Genomic DNA, 26,174 nt, shown 5'->3' with positions numbered 1-26,174 from the left:
GCTTAAAGTGTTGTTATACTAGCTCGGATAATCAATTCACAGATGAATTGTAATCCATTCTTATAGATGATTTTGCTGAGGCTGCATTCAATGGTAAACGATGGACAAAACACATCGAATTCACTTAATTTAGAACAAATTCGTAACGATATTGATAGTGTTGATCAACAAATCCAAGAGTTACTCAACCGCCGTGCGACGCTTGCAGAAGCTGTAGCCAAAGCGAAATTTGCATCCGAAGAGAATCCGCTGTTTTATCGCCCTGAACGTGAAGCTCAAGTGCTGCGTAAAGTCATGGAGCGTAATCAGGGACCTTTGTCTGATGCAACCATGGCACGTTTGTTCCGTGAAATCATGTCAGCATGTTTGGCACTTGAAGCACCACAAAGCATCGCATTCCTCGGACCAGAAGGGACTTATACCCATTCGGCTGTGCTAAAGCATTTTGGTAAAGATGCTGTTGTGCGTCCATTGCCAACCATTGATGAAGTATTCCGTGAAGTTGAAGCGGGTAGTGCACATTATGGTGTCGTTCCAGTGGAGAACTCATCAGAAGGTATCGTCAACCATACACTGGATTGCTTTAAATCATCGACAGTTAATGTAATTGGTGAAGTTGAACTTCGTATCCATCATCAGTTCCTTGTATCTGAAAATACTCGCAAAGATAGTATTAAGCAGATTTATGCGCATCAGCAAACTTTGGCACAATGCCGTAAGTGGTTAGATGCACATTATCCTGGGGTAGAGCGTGTCGCGCTAAACTCAAATGCGGAAGCGGCACGTCGTATTCGTAACGAATGGCATTCAGCAGCGATCGCATCTGATATTGCGGCAAGTATGTACAACCTTGAGATTTTACATAGCAATATTGAAGATAATCCTGAAAATACCACACGTTTCCTTGTGATTGGTCGTGAGAAGATTCCTCAAAGCGGTAATGATAAAACCTCTTTATTGATCTCTGCACATGATCGTGCCGGTGCTTTATTGGAAATTCTTGCGCCATTTGCCAAGCATCAGATCAGCTTGACCAGTATTGAAACGCGTCCTGCATTACCTGAAAAATGGGCTTATGTGTTCTTTATCGATTTAGAAGGACATATCGGTCAGGAGAATGTTGCAGCGGCATTGGAAGAAATTCGTCCAATGGTGAAAGAGTTACGTGTACTCGGATCTTATCCAATCGCTGTTTTATAGGTCTATTTATTGTATTTTGAATCCCTCCCAGCCTCCCTTTAAAAAGGGAGGAGTTTCCCCTCTTTTTAAAGAGGGGTTAGGGGAGATTTTTACATAGGCAAATATGTTTTATGTCTCAACCATTATTTAAGAAAGTTGCATTTATTGGGCTTGGACTGATTGGGTCGAGTCTTGCTCGTGTGATTGTGGCAGAACAACTTGCAGTTCAAATTGTGGCTTCAACACGCTCAAAAAAAACATTAGAAGATGCTAAGGCACTCGGTCTTATTCAACACGGTTATGCAACGCCAGAAGAAGCGGTTCAGGATGCAGATTTAATTGTCCTAGCATTGCCTGTTCGTGCGACACAAAAAGTGCTGGAACAGATCAAACCTTATCTTGCAGACAATGTCATCATTACCGATGTGGGCAGTACCAAAGGCAATGTGGTTGATGCGGCAAAAGCTGTATTTGGTGAAAAGCTACCTATTGGTTTTGTACCAGGGCATCCGATTGCAGGTGCTGAGCATACTGGGGTACATGCAGGTAAAGTTGATTTATTCGTCAATCATAAAGTGATTTTGACACCACTTCCGACCAGTGCCGATTGGGCAGTTGAAAAACTGATTCAACTTTGGTCTGCTGCAAAAGCAGAAGTGATTTGTATGGATGTCACCAAACACGATGAAGTATTGGCACATACCAGCCATTTACCGCATTTGATGGCATTCAATCTGGTCGAGCAACTGGCAAATCGTGAAGATAATTTAGATATTTTCCGCTATGCTGCAGGAGGTTTTCGTGACTTCTCGCGTATTGCCGCCAGTGACCCACAGATGTGGCATGATATTTTCTTTGCCAATAAAACCGCAATTTTAAATGCTGTTGATGGCTTTGAACAGCAATTGTCCGTTTTAAAGAAATTGATTGAACAGGAAGATTCACACGCGTTGATGGGACTGCTCGGGCATGCTCAAGCAGCACGTCAGCATTTTAACCATATGTTGGCCAAAAAACCTTTGATGGAGAAAAACAAGGTGACACAGCAATTTACCATTTTACCGGGAAAGAAAACGTTTACAGGTAAATTCACCGTACCGGGTGACAAATCTGTGTCACATCGCTCAATCATGTTTGGTGCGATTGCAGAAGGCACAACACATGTAACAGGCTTCTTGGAAGGTGAAGATGCACTCGCAACTTTACAGGCTTTCCGTGACATGGGTGTGAGCATCGAAGGACCGAAGAATGGTGAAGTCACTATTCATGGCGTGGGCATGCAAGGTTTAAAAGCGCCAGCAAGCGCGTTGTATATGGGTAACTCAGGCACCAGTATGCGTTTGCTATCTGGCATGTTGTCTGCGCAAAAATTTGATTCAGTGATGACCGGTGATGCGTCATTGTCTAAACGTCCAATGGAACGTATTGCGAAACCACTTCGTGAAATGGGTGCACTCATCCAAACCACAGGTGAGAAAGGTACGCCACCCGTCAGTATTACAGGTAGCCAAGCCCTTAAAGGGATTCAATACGATTTACCAATGGCGTCTGCCCAAGTGAAATCAGGCATTTTATTGGCGGGTTTATGGGCTGCGGGTGAAACTTCAGTGACTGAGCCAGAACCAACCCGTGATCATACTGAACGTATGTTGCGTGCTTTTGGTTATGATGTGAAAACCGAAGGCAATAAAATCTCGCTTGTAGGTGGTGGCAAATTAGTCGGTACCGATATTCAAGTACCTTCTGATATTTCATCAGCGGCATTCTTTATGGTCGGTGCTGCAATTACCGAAGGTGCCGATGTGATCCTTGAAGCGGTTGGCATCAATCCAACGCGTACAGGTGTCATTGAAATTCTTAAGCAAATGGGTGCTGATCTAACTGTAGAAAATGAACGTATTGCAGGTGGTGAACCCATTGCAGATATTCATATCAAAGGTTCTAGAACGCTGAAAGGCATTCATATGCCAGAAGACCAAGTGCCATTAGCAATTGATGAATTCCCAGCATTATTCATTGCGGCGGCTTGTGCAGAAGGTCAAACGGTTCTGACAGGTGCGGCTGAGCTGCGTGTTAAAGAATCTGACCGTATTCAAGTGATGGCAGATGGTTTGAAAACCATGGGCATTGACTGTACTCCAACTGACGATGGCATCATCATTGAAGGTAAGGGCAAGTCTGGTGACTGGTCAGCCATTTTCTCTGGTGGTGAAATTGAATCACACCATGACCACCGTATTGCCATGAGTTTCAGTATGGCAGGTTTACGTACTTCAGGTAATATCACCATTCATGGTACAGAAACTGTGGCAACTAGTTTCCCAACCTTCACCGAACTTGCAAATATAGCAGGTTTGGATTTACAGGTTGTGAATCCATAAGCTGATCTGAAAAGGCAGTATTTAGCTTGATTAATTAAGTTAAATGCTGCTTTTTTTATAAGCATATTCATAAAAACAATTGGCTAAACATAAGGCGAAAACGTTTAAATAATAAAAATGCTGAGTTTGTAGATGTACATATCTAATCGGGTCTAAATTTATCAATTTAGCTATAGAACTAAGACAATCAGCTAATCTATTAAAGACAATTGTATATATAATAATTCTTACCGTTCGCGTCGGATTTACTCTGCGATCCAGAGTTAAAACATAAAAAATAGAGGGAATAGCATGAAAACGTTGCAATTTATAGCAGATTGCCCAAAACATGGGGTGGTTGATCATCCACCGAATGAATGCTATATCACGCAAGAGTACGTGGCAGCATTGCTATATAAACAATTAGAACAATATGGTTTTGATGCACAGCATATTCGTCATGAGCATGAAAAAATTGAAGTGCGTATCGACAATCACCAGTTACCACTTTCAATCTTATGCTCGCAGCAAGATACCGAAGGACATATTCTTTGTGAAATCTCAGCCAATCCACAGCAAGAACAAGCTTGGTTTGAGCGTATAGAAACACAAAGTATTATCCGCCAATTGGCTCAGGCTGTTGAAAACAGTTTAAAAGCAGAACATAGTTTTTCTCAGTTTGTGTGGAAAAGCTAAGTCAATTTTGCGCATAAAATCTTAATTGAAGTGATTTAAGCACCGCCATTTGAGTTGTATGGTGTATATTGATTTAAACGCTTTATTTGAGAGTATAGGTGCATGATACAGGTCGATTTTTCTAAATTATCACCCCAAGCAGTTTGGCAACATTTTGAGACCTTATGTACGATTCCTCGACCATCCAAGCATGAACAACAACTCAGACAACATTTAAAAGATTGGGCGGAACAGCGCAACCTAGAAACTTATGTCGATGACATTGGTAATTTAATTATTCGAAAAGCTGCTACAGCAGGTAAAGAGCACGTTGCAGGTGTGATTTTGCAAGGGCACTTAGATATGGTGACTCAGGCAAATCGTGGTACGCAACATGATTTCTTTAAAGATCCCATTCAACCTGTATTAAAAAACGGCTGGCTGATTGCTGAAAATACCACACTAGGTGCCGATAATGGCATTGGAGTTGCACTTGCACTGGCTGTATTAGAATCCAGCGATATCACGCACGGGCCAATCGAAGTTCTTCTCACTATTGATGAAGAAGCAGGAATGAGTGGCGCTCGTTTACTTGAGTCAGGCGTGTTAACTGGACAGTGGTTATTTAATATTGATACCGAAGAATGGGGCGAACTCTATCTTGGCTGCGCTGGAAGTATTGATATTGAAGTACAACAATCACCTGAATATGAACCAGCACCTGCAAATTTGATTTATGTAGATTTGCTGGTATCGGGTTTAAAAGGCGGTCACTCTGGAGTGGATATTCATCTGGGTCGGGGTAATGCCAATGTCATTCTAGCCAATTTCCTTAATGACTATTTGACACGATCCAATGGTCGACTGGTAGAGTTTGTCGGTGGAACAGCACGCAATGCCATCCCGCGTGAAGCTGTGGCAACCATTGCCATTGAAACTGAAAAATTGGCTGGTCTAGAAAAAGCAGTTTCGGCAACACAAGCTGAGTGGCAGAAAAAATTACAGGGTATTGATGATCAGCTACAGATCAGCGTACAGCAAAATGCTAATCCGATAAATGAAGTTATGACATTGCAGCAGCAACAAGCTTGGTTGAAGGCATTTGCAACGTGTCCATACGGCATTGCACAGTGGAGTAGTGCTTTACCCGATGTGGTTGAGACCTCGAATAATATTGGTGTGGTCAAACTGACGAAAGACGAAGCCAAAACTTTAATTATGGTTCGTTCGATGGTGAACCAAGATGCAGTGACATTTGCACAAAACATTCAACAGCATTTTGCCAATTTCCAGATTCAATCTGAATTAACACCGTTGGTCTCAGGTTGGACACCGAATCCAGATTCAGCTGCATTGAAATGCCTACAACAAGCTTATCAGTCTGCATTTAAAATTAAACCGAATTTGAAAGTAATTCATGCGGGTTTGGAGTGCGGCATTATTGCGGAGCATTATCCTGATTTACAGATGGTATCGTTTGGCCCAGATATTCAGGGTGCACATGCACCAGGTGAACGCGTTAAAGTGGATACCGTAGAAAAATGCTGGAAGTTATTGGTGACGGCGTTAGAGTCTGTTAAATAAATTTCATAAAAAAGAAGCTCATGAATGGGCTTCTTTTACTTTAACATTGACCTGAAATAGGTTTTTGTCTAGTTCGATAAACTCAATCTTGCAATCAATAAATTTTTCAATCATGTCAGCCTGTGTACGGGTATGTTCGCTAATACATTGTGCCGCAAATTCACCACCTTGACCTAATGCCAAAGGTAATAACAACTGATCCGCTAAATATTCATCCACCGCCGCTTGAGAAGCAATATATTGCTTCACCTGTTCGGCCAAATGATTGGTAATTTGCTCTGCACTTTTTCGCATTTCACCTAAAGCAGTAAATAGCTGAATGTGCTGCGTGTATGCAACTTTGACATACATCGTATTGCCTTGACTGATCCCATTTAAATGGAATTGCTGTTGAGTATCTAAATTCAGTCTTTTATTTAAAGTCGCTAATTCCCGCTGTGCAATTTGTGCTTCTTCGGAAAGGTTTAATGCTGCTGCAAAAGCCTCAGTGCTTTGCAAACTACCACGATCTAATAAATTTAGCTTGTTTCGATGTTGCCAAGGCTGAATCTTGATTTGAAGTTCACCAGCACCAATCGGTAAGAAGCCTGCTTTGTTTAACTTAAACTCGACCTCTATTCCAAGTTTTTCTAATGTTGGTAAAAAGCAATGCTCGATAAAATCTGCCGTTGGTGCAAGTGGATTATGAGTACCCCCAGAAATCGTGAGATCACTGGCTTCATTTTGCAATAACAAAGCAGGTAACAGGGTTTGTAAAACCAGTGTTGTGCTTCCTGCCGAACCAATCTGGAATTGGTATTTTCCACTTTGTACATGCTGTGGTGCGAAGTACAAACGCTGGCTATGGAGCTCAGCACCTTCCACATAGGCTTGGCTGATGTGTTGAGATGCCTGTACACAGACCAAATGCTGGCGCATTAAGCCTGGTTTTTTGCGTCCAGCTCGAATGTTGATTAATTCAAATGCTTGACCTGTAATCATCGAAAGGGCAAGAGCGGTTCTTAAAATTTGTCCGCCACCTTCACCTTGTGAACCATCAATTTGGATGGTTGCTGGCATATTTGCCAAAGCTTTATTCACTTCTATTTTCCTTATTTTCTAATTAAATGAACATACTGTCAGTACATGGTAATGCTAAGTAACGCGTGACTTTGCTTTCGGCAAAGGTTTACTAGGTACATGGTGCTGAGCCTAATAAGTGAAGATTGATGCACGGCTCACATGCTGCCATAGCCGCCTGAATTATTTTTAATCCCTCAGATCGGAGTAATGCAGGATCTTGTACTCGCCCAGTATGTCCAAACTGTAATTGTGAATTCAATTCACAAAATCTATTGTCTATTCGACTAATTCAATCTGCCAATTTGCAGCCTGAATTTTGATATTTAAATCGCGAAGTTTCGCGCTGATATCATCGGCTTGTTTTTGCAAACTAGAAACAGGGATAACTTTTTGCCATTTAATCTCACGTGAGCTATATCGATCCGGTTCACGATGGGTATTGGCAATCGCATCAACGAGGATCTTATGTTGTTCAGCATAACTATCGCGTAAGCTTAGTAGGGACAGCAATATTTTTCCATCCTCCAACTTGGCTTGCGCATTGGTCAAATGAATACGACAAATCAGTTGATTGCTTTCTTGGGTTAAAGCAAATACCTGTTTGATCAGTTCATTTGGATCTTCGCTTGGTTCATCGCCATCTTGTACCAATACATTGGCATTGATCCGTTGTTTTAATGAAGCGAGCTTTTTTTGTCGATCGCTTCGCAGTAAAAGTGCTTCTGCAAGTTTCATTTGAATTTACCTTTATTTTCATTTCTCTTTAATAAAGATGGTGAGAGGCGGAATTGATTGTTTCTATTTGCTGTGGAGTTAAACTATTCTGTTCAAGTGCATATAGAAATTGATCTAATATGATATTTTGACGCTCTGAATTTTTAATCCAAACATACATGATTTGTTTTAGCTTATGATCCGCAAAACTATTGTTGTAGATACCATTGTAGAACCAATAATTGAGCATATTTGCTAAATTAATTAATGCTGAATGGTGAGTTAATAAAAGAACCCACTCATCAAGTAATGGTTGAATATCTAAGCCTGCTAGATGAAAGATAGTAATGTATTCATCTAAGCTATAATTTTCATCGAAATATATTGCTTTATATTGGAAGAAAGCCAAAGTAAATTTCTGCATAAATTGGATTTCTTTCGTTTTCCAAGCGTTCTCTAAATTAAAATAACATTTGTTTAAAATAATTTCTGTGCTATGACTAAGGTTTTCGCCTTGAATCAGTAATTCCAATATTTTAGGTAGCAAATGTTTAATTTGTTGTGCTAATGCAAATTTATCCATACTTTCAGCAGCATCAAGATATTCATAAATCAATCTGCAATTAAGCAGTGCCACTGGTAGACGTTTTAATAATTCACCATCTGCGGTTTGTAAGCAGCAAGTACCATGACAAACCTCAAATTGATCCCCCATTAAATATGAGGAAAATAGTTGATAAGCCTCTGTAATTAAATTTTTTAAATCAGTTAGAGTAGTCATTTTATTTTCCTCAGCCTCATGGATCATATTTAACCCTTTACACAAACCACTTGTCGTAAGGTATACACCACTTCAACCAAATCTTTTTGTGCATTCATCACATCTTCAATCGGTTTATAAGCTGATGGAATCTCATCAATCACAGCAGCATCTTTACGGCATTCCACACCTTCAGTCTGCGCAATCTGATCTTCTACAGTAAAACGTCGTTTGGCTTCAGCACGGCTCATTACGCGACCTGCACCATGCGAACATGAACAGAACGATTCCTGATTTCCAAGACCTCGAACAATAAAGGACTTGGCACCCATTGAACCTGGGATAATTCCATATTCTCCCAAACGCGCACGAACAGCGCCTTTACGGGTCACCATCACTTCTTCGCCGTAATGCTCTTCCTTTTCCACATAGTTATGGTGGCAGTTTACGGCTTCTAATCGTGCTTGGAACGGTTTCGGAATAATCGTTGCTAAGGCTTTAATGGCAGACTGCATCATGATTTCACGGTTTTTCATGGCAAAGCGTTGAGCCCAACCTACTGCAAACCAGTAATCATCAAAATGTTCTGTTCCTTCAACTAAATACGCCAAGTCTTTGTTGGGTAAGTTAATAAAGTGTTTTTGCATATCTTTTCGCGCCAGTTCGATAAAATGATTACCGATGGCATTACCCACACCACGAGAACCTGAGTGCAACATAATCCAAACATGATCATGTTCATCCAAACAAATTTCTATGAAGTGATTTCCTGTACCTAGTGTTCCTAGCTGTTTTCGATTGTTGGTGTTTTTTAGGCGAGGGTGTTTGGCACAGATGAACTCAAAATCTGCAACTAAATCTGCCCAAGCTTGGTCTACCATTTCAGGTGGTGTTTCCCAAGAACCTTTATCTCTTCCACGTTTGGTCATTCCATGTGGAATTAAACGTTCAAGTTCAGTACGCAAAGCATGTAAATTATCTGGTAAATCAGAAGCGGTTAGGCTGGTACGAGTCGCCATCATTCCACACCCAATATCGACACCTACGGCAGCAGGGATAATTGCACCTTTGGTTGGAATCACGCTTCCGATGGTTGCACCTAAGCCAAAGTGAACGTCTGGCATCACAGCCATCCATTTATAAATAAAGGGCATTTGGGCAGTTTGCAGCAATTGTTGTTTTGAGTTGTCGTCAACAAGTACACCATTGGTCCACATTTTTACTGGCATACTCGTTTCATCTTTTAGAACTTGATAAGCACGTTGTTGCTGTTCTTGTTCAGATTGAGCTTGTTGGTTGATTTGTTCAACGACAGACATTTTCATTTTCCTTTCAAAACCTGCCTGCCAAGCGTTTGCAGGCAGGTGATATTCACAAGATCCCAATGATGTTGTGTGCTTATACTATTGCAGTGACCGTGCCAACTTTTTAAAAATCGACCCATGTAATGTTAATATGTTGATAATTAATAAAAATAAGATTTTAATTGTATTGAGTTGAGATGTGTTGGTTTTCTTTCTGCATGGAATTTATATTTAATTAGATATAAAAATATCTTAAAAGATATTTTTCAATTTTCATATATTTGCTTTTCCAAGCAAATTTTAGCTCGCTTGCAATTTTTAATTATCAGGTATTGTTGAGTGCAGGGTTGAAGAAAGAAATCCTGATTTCTATTTGATAGCCAGCTTTGTCTTTTCTCATGGGTGTTTCATATTGCTGCTTTAGCAAATAGATGTGGCGCTGTTTGATATTTTTCAGATGAAAATCTGTTGTTTAATCTGCATGTAAGTATGTCTTTGTTTAAGGTCATGCTATAAACATAACAAAACATAAATAAATTGCTAAATCTTATGGATCTTTTTCGTTATCTACTTACGATTATTTTATTTGTTGCAGGGGTATTTTGTCTTGTGCAGTTCTTGTTGCAAGATTTTACTCTTATGCTTCTCGCACTAAGTTTAGTTTGTTTTTTATTTGCTTATTGGGTGAAACCGAAACGAGAGGGGTATCATCGTTGAAATGATGTTTGGGATTGGTTCGATTTGATTGATACTTCTATTGAAGTGGTGTATCGAATTATTACTTTACCATTTCGCCTATTACGAAGAATATTTGATTTCTTTTCGCCTGATATTCCATAAAGAGGGTGAATCTCAATCAACAAGGAGGATAAACACTTTTTCCTTAGCTGTCTTATCTATGAAAATAGATATACAACTACGCACGATTTTGCTATGTAGTGCTTATCGCATTTGATTGAGATTAAAGATGATCATCACAACAAAAAATAATGAGACTTTCCTTAAAAAGGATTAGAGATTTGAACTCTATGCTTTCGCATTCGCCATGTAGTCCCATTGGCATTTGTGATGAAGCGACATAAACAAAATTATCTAAGACTTAAATCATATGCCTTAATTTAGACGACTGCATACACTGTAGATGCAGGTGAGAGTGGTTACTCACATTTATGGGGTAGGATGTAGTCCTAAAAGCATTTTATGCCGTACCACAAAAAAATATGCAAACAATTAATCGCCAAGACAACTCTTCCACTGCGTTTCCCTTTCCGCCATTGATCGAGGTCGATCAAGATGGACTCGAACCATCAAGTTATTGCTAACGGTGAATCCCTTATTGTAGTCCTGACTGCATTTTGCATAGGCCAGTAAACAAAAATGATAAGACCTTTTATACATGGCTCTATCCAATTGAGCTACAAACTGATTTTCATCAATTTGAAGGGACTTGAACCCTCAACAAATGTAGTCCTATTTGCATTTTACTGGTTGGTTGTAATAACAAGGTGTAATGAAACGTTTTATCTACAGGATGTAGTTCTATCTGTATTTATTACAACCATTCCTTGCACAACAATAATGATGAAACATCGAGCCAGCTTTCACTGAGCTATCTTGGAAGGATAGTGATGTAGTTCCATCTGCATTTGTGCAATTTTTATTATAGGGTAACAAATTGAATTTAGAAACAAAAACATTGGAAAGATGTAGTTCCTAAAGCATTTACCCTATTTACAGACCTGACGAATCAAGTCGGTAATTTGCTTTGTTCAATTTTATTGATCCAGTGATCAGCGTGCATTTTACCCTGCGAAAATAAATCAATCAGCGTAAATACATGGTCACTAAAACCACCAATATTCATCACATCAGTACGTTCAGGTACTTGAGTGTGCGTATATGGCTGTAAATCTACGCAGACCAATTTTGCTTCTGGACAGCGTTGTTTTAAAATATCCCATTCATACAACATGCCTGTTTTATGGCGTGTGCGTAACTGGTCAGCCCAAGACTCATTGTCTGAAAAATAAATCATCAAATCGACAGGTGTCTGATCTCGATTGAGTCGATTTAATGGAATGCTACAATCCGTTCCACCGCCACCAAGCGCAGCAAATTGTTTGGCGACTTCAAAAATAGAGCGTGTTTTACCACCTGTAAAAACCTGTTTTAATCGACCAAATAAGCTTGTTTGATCAGATTCATTTTCCGCAATATTCAATGAATGAAGTTGTGTATCAAACGGCGTAATTTGAATGTCAGGATTTACTTGCTTTAACGCACAAGCAAATAACGATGCCACATCGACACAACGTAAAGTTGATGTTGTGCCTTTACGATAGCCTGTCACGGGGCTTGCCATTGAACCTGAGACATCAATCGCAACAACCACGCGACCAGTGAGGCGAGGCACATTTTGCAAAGCGGCTCGCATCACCTGTTCCAAAGATTGCCGTACAACTTGAGGGACAGCATCATCCAATGCCGACCAAGTTGTCATTAATTGATAGGGCAAAACTCGGCTTTTGCGAATCATATCCTGATCTTGTAATTTATTTGCAATGATTTCATCCATGCCTTCGATTTGAAATACACCATGACGAGCAAAAGTATTCAAGTTCATTCTTAACATCTGCCAACCTCCGTTTTTAGCAATCTCAGCCCATTGTTGTGCTGAAAGCTGTAAATTGGTGAGAAGTTGCATTGGCAAGTCAGGAACATCATGGCTTAAACCTTGACGGAATTTTTCTAAGGCTTGAACTTTGGCAGGCAACTGCTCAAGCTCGTATTTTTTACCGAGCACATAAGCAAAGAACGCTTCCTGAGTTGCATCTTTAGGTTTTGGATGAGTCATTTTTAATACATCTGCTAAAGAAGGTTGATTGCCAATATTGGCTGCCAACAATTGATTTTCATTGGCATTGATCAACCATTGATTGATCATTTTCTTTGGCAAGCTGCCCAAAGATTTGCGTTGTATTACCCCTGAACGCATGATTTGTACAAAATTACGTAACTGTTTGCCATTATCAATCACCAATGGAAATACTGCTTTAAATAAGCTTTGATCACGTTGTGATAAAATTGCCAATAATAAAACTGGCATGTCTTTCATGTGGCTATTTTGGCGAGTGTAAACTGCCGTTTTAGCAATAAATTCTGCATCAATATCTTGTGTTAGTACCAATATCTGATCCAATTGCATTTGTGCGGTTTGATAAAAGGTATGATTCAACGTGCCTGTTGCAGCAAGCTGAGCTAAGGCTTGACGGTGATTTAATTGAAATGCACGACCGCCAGCTTCATTACTGATCAATTGTTTTTTAGTTGCCTGAGAGGCAAAAATTGTCTGGTTTACCATGACCCATTCTCTATAAAATTCAAGTTGTTGTTTCTTGGGTGTGTTATTGCAGAGAGTGTGCCAATATTCTTGTTTTTGTTTTAAATTTTTATAAGATATTGATAATTATTGAAAATAAAATAATTAATATTTTTTGTTGGAAAAAGTTAGTAGATTTTAATATGTAAAATATATCTAAATAGATATGAAAGTATTAAAAAAGATATATGATCTATCCTTGGATTTTATTGATAGATCATATATCAGGTGATCTATTAGGATTTATCGATTTTTGAAAGCCGACCTGTCTCGTCTAAGCTAAATTGATCAAAATCATGAGCCAAGTAGAAGTTGCCTTTATAGAAATTTCTAACTTCTTCCGCAATCACTTGCTGTCCAGCACTGTCTTGATGGCGTGGGCTAAAGTGTGTCAGGATCAGATTGCTTAGACCTTGTTGTTGAGCAAATTCTGCAACCATCTTTGCCGAACTATGCATGGGGCCTGAACCCACTTTATCTAAAATGGCTTGGGTGTAGGTGCTTTCATGAATCAAGAGCTGGGCATCTTGGCAAGCTTGTGCCAATAACTCAGGACGATCATTATCTCCACCGACAATCGCATGTGCACGTTGCGTTTGAATTTGAATAAAATCAACCGCTTTTAAGGTTTGCTCATTTAACTGGACGTCTAAGCCTTGCTGTAAATCGCCCCAAACTTTGCCTTTTGCTACGCCGAGTTGAATTAAGGCCTGTGTATCTAATTTCTTTTGGATATATTGCGCAATAATACTAAATGCAAAACTGGGTACACGATGACTGAGTGGGTGGGCTTGAATCGAAAGTTCATCTGTTATTTGTAGTATTTGAGTGGCTTCATTCACATCAATAAAATTAAGCGGGTAGGGTAAATGCAGATCGGTCAGCTGAGCTGTGGCTTTAATCCATTGTTGAATTTCTTCTGGAGCAATAATGGTTAAAGGTGCTGTGCGTGCATTCATACCAGCACTGGCCAATAAGCCGACTAATCCATAACAATGATCACCATGTATATGGGTAATACAGATGGCAACTAAGCTTTGTAATGAAAGTTTGGCCTGTTGAATGCGATGCTGTGTACCTTCACCTGCATCAACCAATATCCAGTCTTTATTCTTGCTGTTGCGGATTGCTAGGGCAGAAACGTTGCGTGTGAGCGTGGGTACACCTGAAGATGTGCCTAAAAAAGTAAAATGAAGCATATTGTTGGAATTTTTCATTGAATTGCGTATTGTATGTGATAGACATATATAAAATATTATAGAAATTATGCTGAATGCAAAGAAAACAGTCGTAATTGGCTTTGTGGGTTCTACCTTAGATCAAGGAAAGCGTCCTGATCGTTGGCAGCGTTGGCGTCCGACTTTGAGCCTTCTGATGCATGAAGATCTGATTGTAGATGAATTGGTACTATTACATGATCGACAACATCATAATTTAGTCAAATTTATTGCTGAAGATGCTCAGGATGTGTCGCCATTGACCACAGTATCGGGTCAGCGAGTGAGTATCCGTGATCCTTGGGATTTTGCTGAGGTTTATGGTGCGCTATATGACTTTGTGAAAAGTTATCCCTTTGATACTGAAAAAAATAACTATCTTTTACATATCACTACAGGCACACACGTTGCTCAAATCTGTTGGTATCTACTGGTCGATACCAATTATTTACCTGCCAAATTGATTCAAAGTGCGCCAAATCAACAGAAAACACCAGAAGGTGAATATCGCATTATTGATCTGGATTTATCTCGCTATGATGTCCTCAAGCAGCGTTTTGAAGATGAGCAACAACAAAACTGGCAACAGTTAAAAGCCAATATTTCAACCTATAATGATGAATTTAATCAACTGATTACCGAGGTTGAGTTGGTGGCGACACGCTCTAGTGCGCCGATTTTGATTATGGGGGCGACAGGTGTAGGTAAATCGCATTTAGCCAAACAAATTTTTCAATTAAAGAAAGACAAGTTTCATCTAAGTGGGCGTTTTATTGATGTGAACTGTGCGACGCTTCGTGGTGATAGTGCCATGTCGAGTTTGTTTGGGCATATCAAAGGGGCTTTTACCGGGGCAGCGGCTTCAAGAGCAGGCTTATTAAAAAGTGCTGATCAGGGGATTCTGTTTTTGGATGAAATTGGCGAGCTTGGGTTAGATGAGCAAGCGATGTTGCTTAAGGCACTTGAAGATAAATCTTTTTTTCCAGTCGGAAGTGATAAAGAGGTTCAGGCCGATTTTCAATTGATCGCAGGGACAAATAAAGATTTAAGAACTGAAGTGCAAGCAGGGCGTTTCCGTGAGGACTTATGGGCACGATTGAATACATGGACTTTCTTTTTACCCAATCTTAAAGATCGAATCGAAGATATTGCCCCCAATATTGAGTTCGAGTTGCAACGTTTTGCGGCGAACCATCAACGACAATTACGTTTTCAACGTGATGCACTTGATGTGTATTTGAAATTTGCCAAGTCGAAGGAAGCATCATGGCAGGGAAATTTTCGTGATTTGACTGCTAGTGTGACACGGCTGGCGACATTATCCAGTGGTGAGTTGATCCGTTCAGAAACGGTGGAAAAAGAGATTCAGCGTTTAAAGCAACTGTGGTCGATTCAAACCACAGAAAACCAATCTAAAGATATCGATATTCTCCTCAAATATTTAGATCAAACCCAGTTGAGCGAGATCGATGAGTTTGATCAGATTCAACTGCGTGGCGTGCTGCAAGTCTGTGAAAATGCCAAGTCGATGGCGGATGCAGGACGCCAGCTGTTTGCTGCTTCACGCCAGCAACGTAATACCACTAATGACAGCGACCGAGTCAAAAAATATTTGGCTCGGTTTGGCTTGAGTTGGAGTGATTTTCAGTAATCATTCAGCTGGATGATCTTTCTTTATTTGAGATTGGCTGGGTAGAAACTCTAAGTTCCAGAGTTTTTCAGCATGTCGGCCAATCCACCAGAAAGATGCAGCGAGCAAGATAAAGAAAATGGCTTTGTGCATGCCATTCCAAAAGAACTCAAAATACTTGGTGTAGAGGTTAATAAATAAGAAGGTGATACCAAAACCGCGTGAGGTGGCATCATCGTGTTTTAAGCCATAGACCATCGCGATGATGGCAATAAATGCGAATAGTACACCCCAATGTAACAGCTCATATTGCTTGACGCTATACCAACTCCCTAAGTCACCATAATTGCCAAAGATTGAGAGAATCCATAGGGCAATAAATAGATACAGCAGGCCCATGACATAGGTTGAATGGGCAAATTCCTTAAAATGCACATACCGTTTAAACAGCAGACTTAATCCAATCAGTACGCCGCCAAACAAGACAAAGCGTAAAGGGAAGTTCATCCCAAGATAATAGGCACCCCAGCCCGACATATAGCCTGTTTCCGTCCCAAACCAAGAACCGAGTGAAAGCAGCGAGAACACCCAAATCAGTTTAGAGGGAAACCAGAAGGCAAGTGCTGCATAAATTATGGTGGAAAGCAGGAATAATAAAGAAAAATGCCCACTACCAGTATCAATCGCTTGGCCGAAATAGGCGACAGACGCTGCGGTAGACAGCACGCCTGCAAAAATAATCGCTTCATTGCTAAATTGATGCAAGGGTTTGGTCTTGCGTCGATGATAGGCAAAGCCATAAAAGGCCGTTGCAACTGCAGCAAAAATCAGACATGGAATGATTTTTGAATCAATAAAGATTTTTTCAATCAGCTCCATTAAGAATTTATCTGCGGTAATTGCGGCAATCGCGATCACGGCACAAATCATGGAAATCCAGAATGAATATTTTGCCAGTCGCTCCCAATCAAAAGGTCGAATCGAAAAGCTCTGATTTAGCTCATTGGCCACATCAGGCGTAATCGTACCTTGCTGTTGCCATTGCTCAATGGTTTGCTTTAAAAAAAGTCCCTGTTTTTTATTTAATTTCATTATTAAAGAACCTGATGTCTGTACATCTATATTGATATAACAGACATTGGATTCAAAACACGTATGTTTTTCTTAGTAATTTGTTGTTAAGTCTACAGTTTTAAAAAGCGAGCAATCACTTGACGTAATTGTTTTAGATAACCAGTAAAGAAATGATTGGCGCCTGGTAAAATCGTGATCGGATGTTTTTGTGGTTTTGCCCACGCGATCATATCTGAGAGCAGGGTAATATCATCCTGTTCACCATGTACAAATAAGATATCGCCGTCAATTGCAGGAGTTGTGTAGTGGCGTAAATCCACCACAGAACCTGTAGGTAAGCCACATAATACCAATTGCTTTGGACGTAACTCATTGCTAAGTTGCGCTTGGCATTTTGCGAGCACATGAGAGCCGAAACTGAAACCACCTGCATAGAAGGTTAAGCTTGCATGTTTTGCACGGGCATATTCAATCACGGCCATAATATCATCAGTTTCGCCATGCCCTTGGTCGTGAGTACCTTCACTGCCAGCTAAACCACGGAAGCTAGGACGGTACACTACACACCCCATTTCATTAAAAATCTGAGCCAGTAAAACAGGGACTTTATGATGCGGAGTACCACCTTGCAAAGGATGTGGGTGGCAGACGACAGCAAAACCTGTGATTTCACCTTGGGGTTGATCAACAAACATTTCGATTTGACCAACAGGACCTTGGATGAATAATTGCTCAGACATAAGATACGCAATGGATAATGGAAGAATCCACTATTTTACCGATAAAACTGAACGAGAACACGAATTGGCATTAAAAATTATCAACTGTTATAGTTTCACCAAGATAAATTTATTTTGATTGATTATGCTTGCTTTAATTTCTCCTGCTAAAACACTCGATTACACCACAGCACTTCCTACAGATACACATACTCAACCACGTTTGTTGGCGCAATCACAACAATTGATTGATGTTTGTCGCAAGCTTTCTGCGACAGAAATTGCATCGTTGATGACCGTGAGTGAAAAAATTGCCAATTTAAATGTAGAGCGTTTCCGTGACTGGAATGCAGATTTTGATTTTTCCAATGCACGTCAAGCTTTGTTTGCATTTAAAGGTGATGTGTACACGGGTTTAGATGCTTATCACTTAAAAGACCAAGATATTGATTTTGCCCAACAGCATTTACGTATGCTGTCTGGTCTTTATGGTTTATTACGTCCATTAGATTTAATGATGCCGTACCGTTTGGAAATGGGCACTAAACTAAAAAATAGCCGCGGTCATAATCTATATGAATTCTGGGGCAGTATTATCACAGATCAAATTAACCAAGATTTAGCTGAAATTGATGCAAAAGTGTTGGTAAATTTGGCCTCTGACGAATATTATAAATCTGTGAATGAAAAGAAAATTCAGGCAGAAATTATCAAGCCTGTATTCTTGGATCAAAAGAACGGAAAATATAAAGTCATCAGTTTTTATGCGAAAAAAGCGCGTGGTCTGATGGCAAGATACTTGATTGAGAATAAATTAAGCCAAGTAGAACAATTAAAAGCATTTGATAGTGAAGGGTATTACTTTGATGCTGAAAGTTCATCGAATAAAGAATTGGTCTTTAAGCGAGATGAACAGCACGCAGCTTAGGTTTGCCTTGGGCAGGGTGGGATGTTAACCAAAGAACATTTATTAAAACACGCGATATCGTCTGATCAAGTCCAGATAAAAGGGCATTTGACAGAACCTCGTAGTTATGGGGTGTATGCATTGCCGCTTGATCGAGACGGTACTCGACGATTCCGATTTGGTAATCATCCTATGCGCCAACAGGAACTAAAACATGAGTTTGGTTCCTGTACCTTGTATCAGCTTTTTCTAGAGCGTAAAGATGCTGAATCATTAGCAAAATGGCTGAATAAAGAAATCCAATGAGGATGAGCAATGCCGCAGTATTTATCTACATTAGAAAAATCATGGTTTGAGCTGCATCAGCATTATCATTTTTCAGAGCCGCAGAAAGTTTTTAATAAGTTGATTGCTGCCTACAGTGAAAAGCAGCGGGCTTATCATGCGCTGCAACATTTGTATGAATGTCTAGTTCTAGTTGATTCGATTCGAGCTGATTTAAATGATGTACATGCTGTTGCATTGGCGCTCTGGTTTCATGATGCGGTTTATGATCCACAAGCAAAAGATAATGAGCTGAAAAGTGCTGAGCTATTCGAGCAATATTTAGCTCAAGATTTATCAATTGATATTGTTCAGAAGATAAAGCAGTGGATTATTGCCACGCAAAAGCACGAATCGACGAATGAGTTGGATTTGCAGTTTTTACTGGATATTGACTTAGCGATTCTAGCGGCTTCGCCAGAGCGTTTTGCGGAGTATGAGCAGCAGATTCAACAGGAATATGCTTGGGTAGATCCAGATGTTTATGCGATTAAGAGAAAAGAAGTTCTAGCGCATTTTTATCAGACAGAATCACTGTATCAAACCGAATATTTTCAACAGAATTTTGAGCAAAGGGCGAAGCAAAATTTAAATCGAATATTAAACATTTAGAATTGAGAGAATCATGGATCAGCTAATTCAAACATTGAAAGAGCTAGCGAAACAGCATCCGTTAGAAAAATATTTTATATGGGAGTTGCCAGAAAGTAATCCATTACCAATCCCTGTACATCTTGCCTCCGTATTTGAGCAAAATATTTATTTAAAACATAATTTCAATTCTTTATTGAATTCAGATGATTTAGCTGGTCGGTACTGGTTGATTCAAGAGTGGGGAGGTATACGTTCTTTTAAGCAAAATCCTAAAAATGATCTGTTATTGCTTAAATTTGAAAGTGAACTTACAAAAGGTGCTTTAACAAGAACTACTTTTTCAGTGATCTCTTCTTTATCAAAAGTCGCATCATTTATGGATCATCAGGCTTATGCAGTTTATGATTCCAGAGTCATTTATTCTTTAAACTGGTTGTTGTTTAAATATTCAACATTAAAGGAATTTTATCCTCAGCCGGTCGGAAGGAATGCTGATATAACTCAATATGAACTTAATACGATTTTTAATTTGTTTGATGGTCCTGTGAACTATAAAACTCATCGCATTGCTTATCATGATTATTGCCAATTAATGAAAAAATTATCGATGGAAGTGTATGCTAAGAGTGAGCCTTATTGGGCTGAAATGCTTTTGTTTATCCTTGCACCAAAATATATTGTGAATGATATAAAAAGCTCATTGCAGATAACATTAAAATGCTAGAAAGAAATGAGTGTTTTGGCGATTAAAAAAGGGAGCAAATAGCTCCCTTTGCTTTTTCTTTTCTTACTTAAAGAAATAACCTGTCTCAGGCGAGCTGGCATTGGCCATACGCTTACGCGGCATACGACCCGCTAAAAATGCTTCACGACCTGCTTCAACCGCTTTTTTCATGGCAGAAGCCATTAAAATTGGATTTTGTGCAGCAGCAATTGCTGTATTCATTAATACGCCGTCACAACCGAGTTCCATTGCAATGGCAGCGTCACTGGCGGTACCCACACCTGCATCCACCAACACAGGAACCTTAGCGTTCTCTTTGATGATGGAAATGGTGTGTGGATTCAAAATACCGAGACCAGAACCAATCAAACTGCCCAAAGGCATGATCGCAACACAACCCATACTTTCAAGTTCTTGGGCAACAATTGGGTCATCCGAGGTGTAGACCATGATTTCAAAACCATCATCAATCAGGGTCTGCGCTGCTTTCAGTGTTGCAGTGACATTTGGGTATAAAGTTTTTTCATCACCGAGCACTTCTAGCTTCACCAAATTGTGACCATCAAGCAGTTCACGTGCCAGCATACAGGTACGAATCGCGCTATCGGCATCAAAGCAACCTGCTGTATTTGGCAAAATCGTGTATTTCTCAGGTGGAATCACTGAAAGCAAATTCGGCTGATCGGCATGCTGACCAATGTTTACACGACGGATTGCCACTGTGACAATCTCAGCACCACTGGCTTGAATGGCTAAATCAGTTTCATTGAGATCTTTATACTTACCAGTTCCGACCAATAAACGAGATTGGAAAGTACGTGAACCAATAATTAAAGGGGAATCTTGCATGGGCTTACTCCATTTTTAGCCGATTAGCCGCCACCAACAGCTTGAATAATTTCAATACGATCTTCAGGAGCAATCGTCGTTTGCTCAAGTCTACTTTTCGGAATAATCTGTTGGTTCTTCTCTACAGCAAAGCGTTTGCCTTCTAAGGCTAAATTCTGAATCAATTGCTGTAGGTTTTCACAAGACGTGTCTGTTGACTCGCCATTTAAATAGATGTGCATGATCAATCCTTATTTCGCATGCTTGATTGCTTGCCATGCGAGTAACAGCCAGCCCGCTATCATAAACGCACCGCCAATCGGTGTAATCGCACCTAAAATGCGAGGTAGGCCGAGCGCCATAATGTACAACGAACCGCAGAAAAAGATGATACCAATTTGGATCAAAATAAAAGGAATTTTTATTGGAAATGTTGCTGTAGTTTTATGCAGGACGCCTAAGATAAGCAATCCAATCGCATGATAGAAAAAGTATTGAGTTGCTGTACCCCACCAAGTAAGTTGTTCTGGGGTTGCAAAAGATTTGAGTCCATGAGCACCAAAAGCACCCAACATAACTGCAAGCGCAAGGTTAAGCGCCGAGATAGCTATCCACATAATGATAATGGAACTGGAAATTTGATGAACAAAGTTAACATATTCGGGTGCTTAAACAAAGCCAGATAAAACAAAAGGGCATTAAAGCCCTTGTGTTTGATTCGATTTTAACTTGCAGACATGGCGGTTTTGATTTTTTCCATTGCATTCTTTTCAAGCTGGCGAATACGTTCTGCGGAAACATTATATTCTGCAGCCAGTTCATGCAAAGTTGATTTGTCATCATCTAACCAGCGACGTTGTAAAATATTCCGTGAACGATCATCAAGCTGATCCATTGCCTCATGTAAGGCAGTGGTGCTTTGTTCTTCGTAGTCTTCTTCTTCAACTAATCGAGCAGGATCGTAACGATTATCCTCGAGATACAGTGCAGGTGCTGTATGTGGTGTATCGTCATCATCATCGCCTTGAGCTTCAAAAGCAGCATCATAAGCGGTTAAGCGACCTTCCATTTCGAGCACTTGCTCTGGTGTGACATTCAAATCATTGGCAATTGATTTCGCTTCTTCCAAAGTGAGTCGTTTGCTTGATTTTTTAAGACTACGTAAGTTAAAGAATAATTTACGTTGTGCCTTGGTCGTTGCGATTTTGACAATACGCCAGTTACGAATCACATATTCATGGATTTCGGCTTTAATCCAGTGCACTGCAAAAGAAACTAAGCGAACCCCCATATTTGGATCGAAGCGTTTGACCGCTTTCATTAATCCAAGGTTACCTTCTTGAATGAGATCGCCTTGTGGCAATCCGTAACCTGCATAACTACGTGCAATATGGACAACAAAGCGTAGGTGTGACATTACCAATAGTTTGGCAGCATCAAGATCTTGGTCATAATAATAACGCTCAGCAAGTTCTTTTTCCTGCTCGGCAGTTAGAATTGGAATTTGATTGACAGTACTGATATATGCACCAAGGTTTACGCCTGGCGCAGACAATGACAGGGGCATCAATTGATTGCTGCTGTCAGTAGTCATGGAGTCTCCTTATAGGATGGTATTTAAGTCAACAATTTCATCTTAATGCGAATGTTCTTCATCACTAAGGAAATTTGAGTATAAAAATGTAAAGTTATCTAGTTTATCTTTAGCTAGAGTTTAGCAAAGAATCACGTAGATTCAATTAAATAGTGAAATTCACGATCTGAAATTTTCTGAGTTAAACATTGAAGTTGCTGAATTTGGCAATATCGTGTTACATCAATTTCACTATGTGGATCAGAAGATTTCAATAGATATTGTTGTATGCCGTTGGCTTTCTTTAAGGCGCGCTTCAACATCAATAGTGGCATTGGGCAAGGTTGCCCTAAAGCATCAATAATGATGGGTGTGTTGGATGTGTTGGTCATATACGATTAAATCACTTCATTCAAAATTATCTTAACAAATTTTTGCGTAATTTTTGAGAGAAAAATTTCATTAAAAAAACAGCTAAATTATTGAAAAAAACAGATAGAAACATCGGAAATAACTAAAAATAATTCTATTAATTGTGATAAACCCATGATAAGCTCGATGCGTTTTAGAAAGTTGTTTAATGCAAATTAATTGTTTTAAACTCTATAACAAATGGATGTAACCGGAAATTGTTGATAGTTTTACAGAATGATTACAAGCTTTAAAATTATAAATATTTTAAAACCTTGTTGGCTCTGCTGTTTGCAACACCGGAAGGTCCTTATCTTTCAATATCTGAGGATTGACTTATGACAGCTCGTGAACAAGGCGTAGTAAAGTGGTTTAACGACACTAAAGGCTTTGGTTTTATTCAGCGTAATGGTGGTGATGACGTATTTGTTCATTTCCGCGCAATTATGGGTGATGGCCACCGTTCTTTACGTGACGGTCAACGCGTAGAATTCAGTGTTGTTCAAGGACAAAAAGGTTTCCAGGCTGAAAACGTTCAGCCTTTAGACTAATTTGTTGCCTTAACGCAATAAAAAACGCCCCAATCTTATTGGGGCGTTTTTATTTTTTATGGTTTATAATAATGACTTTCTTTTGGTCGTTGATGGTTCGAGAGCATATATGACATCTGGTTTTGAAACCTTAAATTTACATCCGCAGTTGAAGAAAGCGATTGATGCTTTGGGTTTTACACAAATGACCCCAATTCAGCAAAAGGTTTTAAAATATACATTAGCAGGGCATGATGCTATTGGTCGAGCACAAACAGGCACAGGAAAAACAGCTGCCTTTTTGGTTAGTGTGATCAATGATCTACTCAATAATCCAGTTCAAGAGCAACGATTCCGTGGTGAGCCACGTGCGTTAATTCTAGCGCCGACACGAGAGTTGGCATTACAGATTGAAAGTGATGCGCAAGCATTAACCAAGTTTTCAAATCTACATCTTGTGACCTTATTGGGCGGCGTAGATTTTGAAAAACAAAAGAAAATGTTGGATCGAAACTTTGTTGATATCATTGTTGCAACACCAGGACGTTTGATCGATTTTGTGGAGCAAAAAGAAGTTTGGTTGGATAAAATTGAATTTCTGGTGATTGATGAAGCAGATCGTTTGTTGGATATGGGCTTTATTCCATCGGTTAAACGAATTGTTCGTTATTCACCATTTAAAGAGCAGCGTCAAACTTTAATGTTCTCTGCAACATTTAGCTATGATGTTCTTAATTTGGCACGTCAATGGTTGTTCGAGCCTGTAACGGTAGAAATTGAACCTGAGCAAAAAACCAATAACGACGTTGAGCAACGTGTGTATGTGGTTGCTAAACAAGATAAATACAAGTTATTGCAAGATATTTTGCGTGAAGAGCCAATTGATAAAGTCATGATCTTTGCAAATCGTCGAGATCAGGTACGCCGTTTGTATGACCATTTGAAACGTGATGGTTATAAAGTTGGTATGTTATCTGGTGAAATTGCACAAGATAAGCGTTTAAAAATGCTAGACCAATTCAAACAAGGCAAGAACAATATTATGATCGCAACTGATGTTGCTGGTCGCGGTATTCATGTGGATGGTGTTTCGCATGTGATTAACTTTACTTTGCCTGAACAGTCTGATGACTATGTACATCGTATTGGTCGTACAGGGCGTGCTGGCGCGCAGGGTGTGAGTATCAGTTTCCTGTCGGAAGATGATGCATTCTATTTGCCAGAAATTGAAAAAGCGATTGGTAAAAAATTACCATTAACGCGTTTAGAGGGTTATTGCTAAGTCTTGATCCATTTTATTGGATGTATTTAAGCGCAATATCTTTTAAGCAAAAGGCCAAATCATACTGTGATTTGGCCTTTTTGATTATTTAGTCAGAATAACAACTCAAATTACACAAAAGATTAAAGATTTTTTTATAATTACTGTGATTATTTGCTGAATTGAAATAGATCAGCATGTAGAATATGGCGCATTACCTGGGAGGATATTATGGCTCTAATTTCAATGCGCCAGCTCTTGGATCACGCTGCAGAACATAACTACGGCGTACCAGCGTTTAACGTAAACAATTTAGAACAAATGCGCGCAATCATGCTCGCTGCAGATGCAACGAATTCACCTGTTATCGTGCAAGCTTCGGCTGGTGCGCGTAAATATGCGGGTGCACCATTCTTACGTCATCTTATTTTAGCTGCGATTGAAGAGTGGCCACATATTCCAGTGGTAATGCATCAAGATCATGGTACAAGTCCTGATGTTTGCCAACGTTCAATCCAATTGGGTTTTAGCTCAGTGATGATGGATGGTTCATTGGGTGCGGACGGTAAAACGCCTACAACCTATGATTACAATGTTGATGTAACTCGTCGTGTTGTAGCGATGGCACATGCGTGTGGCGTTTCAGTTGAAGGTGAGATTGGTTGCTTGGGTAGCCTTGAAACTGGTCTGGCGGGTGAAGAAGATGGTGTGGGCGCAGAAGGCGTACTTGACCACTCTCAGCTGTTAACTTCAGTTGAAGAAGCAACTCAGTTTGTTGCGGATACCAATGTTGATGCTTTGGCGATTGCTGTCGGTACTTCGCACGGTGCGTACAAGTTTACACGTCCACCTACAGGCGATATCTTGGCTATTGATCGCATTAAAGAAATTCATGCTGCGTTACCAAATACGCATCTTGTAATGCATGGTTCAAGCTCAGTACCGCAAGAGTGGTTGGCGGTGATTAACCAGTATGGTGGCGATATTAAAGAAACTTATGGTGTACCTGTAGATCAGCTTGTAGAAGCGATTAAGCACGGTGTACGAAAGATTAATATTGATACCGATCTACGTTTGGCTTCTACTGGCGCAATGCGTCGTATGATGGCTGAAAAACCAAGTGAATTTGACCCGCGTAAATTCTTTGGTGAAACAGTTGAAGCAATGAAGCAAATCTGTGTGGATCGTTATAATTCATTTGGTACATCTGGTAATGCAGATAAGATTCGTCCAATTTCTTTAGAGAAAATGGTTGATCGTTACAAATAATCAATTTGTAATATGGAAAAATAGCGGCAATTGCCGCTATTTTTTTAATTGATTAATTTTTTAAATAAAAAATGCCAGCGAATTGCTGGCATTTTT

General features: G+C 39.8%; 25 protein-coding genes and 1 pseudogene. 13 read left to right on the top strand and 13 right to left on the bottom strand.

The annotated features are described in order from the left end of the window. Positions 1-90: 90 nt before the first annotated feature. The 4 genes from pheA to F902_RS13555 all read left to right on the top strand — a co-directional run bounded on the left by pheA (position 91) and on the right by F902_RS13555 (position 5,798). On the top strand, positions 91-1,200 hold the full coding sequence (gene pheA / locus F902_RS13570) for a prephenate dehydratase (protein ID WP_005204264.1): 1,110 nt from the start codon (positions 91-93) through the stop codon (positions 1,198-1,200). A gap of 110 nt (positions 1,201-1,310) precedes the next feature. Next, the gene (locus F902_RS13565) at positions 1,311-3,560 is read left to right on the top strand and encodes a bifunctional prephenate dehydrogenase/3-phosphoshikimate 1-carboxyvinyltransferase (RefSeq protein ID WP_005204262.1); all 2,250 of its coding nucleotides are present in this window, start codon (positions 1,311-1,313) and stop codon (positions 3,558-3,560) included. Positions 3,561-3,851: 291 nt separating this feature from the next. Next, entirely contained in the window at positions 3,852-4,235 is a 384-nt protein-coding gene (locus tag F902_RS13560; protein WP_004653914.1) for a hypothetical protein, read from the top strand. A 102-nt stretch (positions 4,236-4,337) separates the two neighbouring features. Next, entirely contained in the window at positions 4,338-5,798 is a 1,461-nt protein-coding gene (locus tag F902_RS13555) for an aminoacyl-histidine dipeptidase (RefSeq protein WP_005204261.1), read from the top strand. A gap of 18 nt (positions 5,799-5,816) precedes the next feature. Here the strand turns inward: F902_RS13555 and rtcA are convergent, their stop codons facing one another. The 4 genes from rtcA to F902_RS13535 form a co-directional block, all read right to left on the bottom strand. Further along, on the bottom strand, positions 5,817-6,878 hold the full coding sequence (gene rtcA, locus F902_RS13550) for an RNA 3'-terminal phosphate cyclase (protein WP_005204259.1): 1,062 nt from the start codon (positions 6,876-6,878) through the stop codon (positions 5,817-5,819). A 258-nt stretch (positions 6,879-7,136) separates the two neighbouring features. Further along, positions 7,137-7,595, bottom strand: a complete 459-nt coding sequence (locus tag F902_RS13545; protein ID WP_005204257.1) for a DIP1984 family protein — start codon at positions 7,593-7,595, stop codon at positions 7,137-7,139. Between the two features lie 28 nt (positions 7,596-7,623). Next, on the bottom strand, positions 7,624-8,355 hold the full coding sequence (locus F902_RS13540) for a hypothetical protein (protein WP_228129739.1): 732 nt from the start codon (positions 8,353-8,355) through the stop codon (positions 7,624-7,626). A 29-nt stretch (positions 8,356-8,384) separates the two neighbouring features. Next, the gene (locus F902_RS13535) at positions 8,385-9,653 is read right to left on the bottom strand and encodes an RtcB family protein (protein WP_005204253.1); all 1,269 of its coding nucleotides are present in this window, start codon (positions 9,651-9,653) and stop codon (positions 8,385-8,387) included. 534 nt (positions 9,654-10,187) lie between these two features. Between F902_RS13535 and F902_RS22905 the strand changes: the two are divergent. Continuing rightward, positions 10,188-10,478: pseudogene (locus F902_RS22905) on the top strand (hypothetical protein). A 907-nt stretch (positions 10,479-11,385) separates the two neighbouring features. On the opposite strand, the gene F902_RS13530 reads toward F902_RS22905, so the two are convergent. Both F902_RS13530 and F902_RS13525 read right to left on the bottom strand, forming a co-directional pair. Next, positions 11,386-12,999 carry a TROVE domain-containing protein gene (locus tag F902_RS13530; protein ID WP_005204251.1) on the bottom strand — a complete coding sequence of 538 codons (1,614 nt, stop codon included), beginning with the start codon at positions 12,997-12,999 and terminating at the stop codon, positions 11,386-11,388. Between the two features lie 254 nt (positions 13,000-13,253). Continuing rightward, positions 13,254-14,216 (bottom strand): ribonuclease Z, encoded by a 963-nt coding sequence (locus F902_RS13525; protein WP_017401936.1) that lies wholly within the window; start codon positions 14,214-14,216, stop codon positions 13,254-13,256. Between the two features lie 67 nt (positions 14,217-14,283). On the opposite strand from F902_RS13525, the gene rtcR reads away from it, so the two are divergent. Then, complete coding sequence (rtcR, locus tag F902_RS13520; protein ID WP_005204249.1) at positions 14,284-15,885, top strand: RNA repair transcriptional activator RtcR; 1,602 nt, start codon at positions 14,284-14,286, stop codon at positions 15,883-15,885. On the opposite strand, the gene F902_RS13515 is transcribed toward rtcR, so the two are convergent. Next, the gene (locus F902_RS13515; protein ID WP_005204247.1) at positions 15,886-16,956 is read right to left on the bottom strand and encodes a DUF2157 domain-containing protein; all 1,071 of its coding nucleotides are present in this window, start codon (positions 16,954-16,956) and stop codon (positions 15,886-15,888) included. Positions 16,957-17,048: 92 nt separating this feature from the next. Next, positions 17,049-17,678: an alpha/beta hydrolase gene (locus tag F902_RS13510; RefSeq protein ID WP_005204245.1), complete on the bottom strand. Its 630-nt coding sequence runs from the start codon at positions 17,676-17,678 to the stop codon at positions 17,049-17,051. A gap of 124 nt (positions 17,679-17,802) precedes the next feature. Here F902_RS13510 and yaaA point away from each other — a divergent pair, with 124 nt between their 5' ends. From yaaA to F902_RS13490, 4 genes are read left to right on the top strand one after another with little or no spacing between them, the layout of a single operon-like run. Beyond that, entirely contained in the window at positions 17,803-18,585 is a 783-nt protein-coding gene (gene yaaA, locus F902_RS13505) for a peroxide stress protein YaaA (protein ID WP_005204244.1), read from the top strand. A gap of 21 nt (positions 18,586-18,606) precedes the next feature. Continuing rightward, complete coding sequence (locus tag F902_RS13500) at positions 18,607-18,870, top strand: hypothetical protein (RefSeq protein WP_004806584.1); 264 nt, start codon at positions 18,607-18,609, stop codon at positions 18,868-18,870. 9 nt (positions 18,871-18,879) lie between these two features. Further along, on the top strand, positions 18,880-19,500 hold the full coding sequence (locus F902_RS13495) for an HD domain-containing protein (protein WP_004806586.1): 621 nt from the start codon (positions 18,880-18,882) through the stop codon (positions 19,498-19,500). 13 nt (positions 19,501-19,513) lie between these two features. Beyond that, positions 19,514-20,206 (top strand): hypothetical protein, encoded by a 693-nt coding sequence (locus tag F902_RS13490; RefSeq protein WP_004806588.1) that lies wholly within the window; start codon positions 19,514-19,516, stop codon positions 20,204-20,206. A gap of 63 nt (positions 20,207-20,269) precedes the next feature. On the opposite strand, the gene F902_RS13485 is transcribed toward F902_RS13490, so the two are convergent. From F902_RS13485 to F902_RS13465, 5 genes are all read right to left on the bottom strand, one after another. Then, positions 20,270-21,055 carry a thiazole synthase gene (locus tag F902_RS13485; protein ID WP_004639328.1) on the bottom strand — a complete coding sequence of 262 codons (786 nt, stop codon included), beginning with the start codon at positions 21,053-21,055 and terminating at the stop codon, positions 20,270-20,272. Positions 21,056-21,078: 23 nt separating this feature from the next. Beyond that, positions 21,079-21,276: a sulfur carrier protein ThiS gene (gene thiS, locus F902_RS13480; RefSeq protein ID WP_005204241.1), complete on the bottom strand. Its 198-nt coding sequence runs from the start codon at positions 21,274-21,276 to the stop codon at positions 21,079-21,081. A 9-nt stretch (positions 21,277-21,285) separates the two neighbouring features. Further along, positions 21,286-21,651: a DUF423 domain-containing protein gene (locus F902_RS13475; RefSeq protein ID WP_004806592.1), complete on the bottom strand. Its 366-nt coding sequence runs from the start codon at positions 21,649-21,651 to the stop codon at positions 21,286-21,288. A gap of 107 nt (positions 21,652-21,758) precedes the next feature. Next, positions 21,759-22,628 carry an RNA polymerase sigma factor RpoH gene (gene rpoH, locus F902_RS13470; protein ID WP_004653896.1) on the bottom strand — a complete coding sequence of 290 codons (870 nt, stop codon included), beginning with the start codon at positions 22,626-22,628 and terminating at the stop codon, positions 21,759-21,761. Positions 22,629-22,759: 131 nt separating this feature from the next. Next, positions 22,760-22,999: a sulfurtransferase TusA family protein gene (locus F902_RS13465; RefSeq protein WP_004806594.1), complete on the bottom strand. Its 240-nt coding sequence runs from the start codon at positions 22,997-22,999 to the stop codon at positions 22,760-22,762. 357 nt (positions 23,000-23,356) lie between these two features. Here F902_RS13465 and F902_RS13460 point away from each other — a divergent pair, with 357 nt between their 5' ends. The 3 genes from F902_RS13460 to fba all read left to right on the top strand — a co-directional run bounded on the left by F902_RS13460 (position 23,357) and on the right by fba (position 26,078). After that, positions 23,357-23,569, top strand: a complete 213-nt coding sequence (locus F902_RS13460) for a cold-shock protein (RefSeq protein ID WP_004653893.1) — start codon at positions 23,357-23,359, stop codon at positions 23,567-23,569. A gap of 109 nt (positions 23,570-23,678) precedes the next feature. Continuing rightward, positions 23,679-24,830 carry an ATP-dependent RNA helicase RhlB gene (gene rhlB, locus F902_RS13455; RefSeq protein WP_005204238.1) on the top strand — a complete coding sequence of 384 codons (1,152 nt, stop codon included), beginning with the start codon at positions 23,679-23,681 and terminating at the stop codon, positions 24,828-24,830. Positions 24,831-25,040: 210 nt separating this feature from the next. Then, on the top strand, positions 25,041-26,078 hold the full coding sequence (gene fba, locus F902_RS13450) for a class II fructose-bisphosphate aldolase (protein ID WP_005204236.1): 1,038 nt from the start codon (positions 25,041-25,043) through the stop codon (positions 26,076-26,078). The last annotated feature ends 96 nt before the right edge of the window (positions 26,079-26,174 follow it).

Source organism: Acinetobacter higginsii (genome assembly GCF_000369525.1).
Lineage (GTDB): Bacteria > Pseudomonadota > Gammaproteobacteria > Pseudomonadales > Moraxellaceae > Acinetobacter > Acinetobacter higginsii.
This window is presented reverse-complemented; position numbering and strand designations above follow the sequence as displayed.

Bases quoted from the DNA above. Each gene is read 5' to 3' on its own strand.
- pheA (WP_005204264.1), top strand. From the start codon at position 91: ATGGTAAACGATGGACAAAACACATCGAATTCACTTAATTTAGAACAA.
- F902_RS13565 (WP_005204262.1), top strand. From the start codon at position 1,311: ATGTCTCAACCATTATTTAAGAAAGTTGCATTTATTGGGCTTGGACTG.
- F902_RS13560 (WP_004653914.1), top strand. From the start codon at position 3,852: ATGAAAACGTTGCAATTTATAGCAGATTGCCCAAAACATGGGGTGGTT.
- F902_RS13555 (WP_005204261.1), top strand. From the start codon at position 4,338: ATGATACAGGTCGATTTTTCTAAATTATCACCCCAAGCAGTTTGGCAA.
- F902_RS13545 (WP_005204257.1), bottom strand. From the start codon at position 7,595: ATGAAACTTGCAGAAGCACTTTTACTGCGAAGCGATCGACAAAAAAAG.
- F902_RS13540 (WP_228129739.1), bottom strand. From the start codon at position 8,355: ATGACTACTCTAACTGATTTAAAAAATTTAATTACAGAGGCTTATCAA.
- F902_RS13535 (WP_005204253.1), bottom strand. From the start codon at position 9,653: ATGTCTGTCGTTGAACAAATCAACCAACAAGCTCAATCTGAACAAGAA.
- F902_RS13530 (WP_005204251.1), bottom strand. From the start codon at position 12,999: ATGGTAAACCAGACAATTTTTGCCTCTCAGGCAACTAAAAAACAATTG.
- F902_RS13525 (WP_017401936.1), bottom strand. From the start codon at position 14,216: ATGCTTCATTTTACTTTTTTAGGCACATCTTCAGGTGTACCCACGCTC.
- rtcR (WP_005204249.1), top strand. From the start codon at position 14,284: ATGCTGAATGCAAAGAAAACAGTCGTAATTGGCTTTGTGGGTTCTACC.
- F902_RS13515 (WP_005204247.1), bottom strand. From the start codon at position 16,956: ATGAAATTAAATAAAAAACAGGGACTTTTTTTAAAGCAAACCATTGAG.
- F902_RS13510 (WP_005204245.1), bottom strand. From the start codon at position 17,678: ATGTCTGAGCAATTATTCATCCAAGGTCCTGTTGGTCAAATCGAAATG.
- yaaA (WP_005204244.1), top strand. From the start codon at position 17,803: ATGCTTGCTTTAATTTCTCCTGCTAAAACACTCGATTACACCACAGCA.
- F902_RS13500 (WP_004806584.1), top strand. From the start codon at position 18,607: ATGTTAACCAAAGAACATTTATTAAAACACGCGATATCGTCTGATCAA.
- F902_RS13495 (WP_004806586.1), top strand. From the start codon at position 18,880: ATGCCGCAGTATTTATCTACATTAGAAAAATCATGGTTTGAGCTGCAT.
- F902_RS13490 (WP_004806588.1), top strand. From the start codon at position 19,514: ATGGATCAGCTAATTCAAACATTGAAAGAGCTAGCGAAACAGCATCCG.
- F902_RS13485 (WP_004639328.1), bottom strand. From the start codon at position 21,055: ATGCAAGATTCCCCTTTAATTATTGGTTCACGTACTTTCCAATCTCGT.
- thiS (WP_005204241.1), bottom strand. From the start codon at position 21,276: ATGCACATCTATTTAAATGGCGAGTCAACAGACACGTCTTGTGAAAAC.
- F902_RS13475 (WP_004806592.1), bottom strand. From the start codon at position 21,651: ATGTGGATAGCTATCTCGGCGCTTAACCTTGCGCTTGCAGTTATGTTG.
- rpoH (WP_004653896.1), bottom strand. From the start codon at position 22,628: ATGACTACTGACAGCAGCAATCAATTGATGCCCCTGTCATTGTCTGCG.
- F902_RS13465 (WP_004806594.1), bottom strand. From the start codon at position 22,999: ATGACCAACACATCCAACACACCCATCATTATTGATGCTTTAGGGCAA.
- F902_RS13460 (WP_004653893.1), top strand. From the start codon at position 23,357: ATGACAGCTCGTGAACAAGGCGTAGTAAAGTGGTTTAACGACACTAAA.
- rhlB (WP_005204238.1), top strand. From the start codon at position 23,679: ATGACATCTGGTTTTGAAACCTTAAATTTACATCCGCAGTTGAAGAAA.
- fba (WP_005204236.1), top strand. From the start codon at position 25,041: ATGGCTCTAATTTCAATGCGCCAGCTCTTGGATCACGCTGCAGAACAT.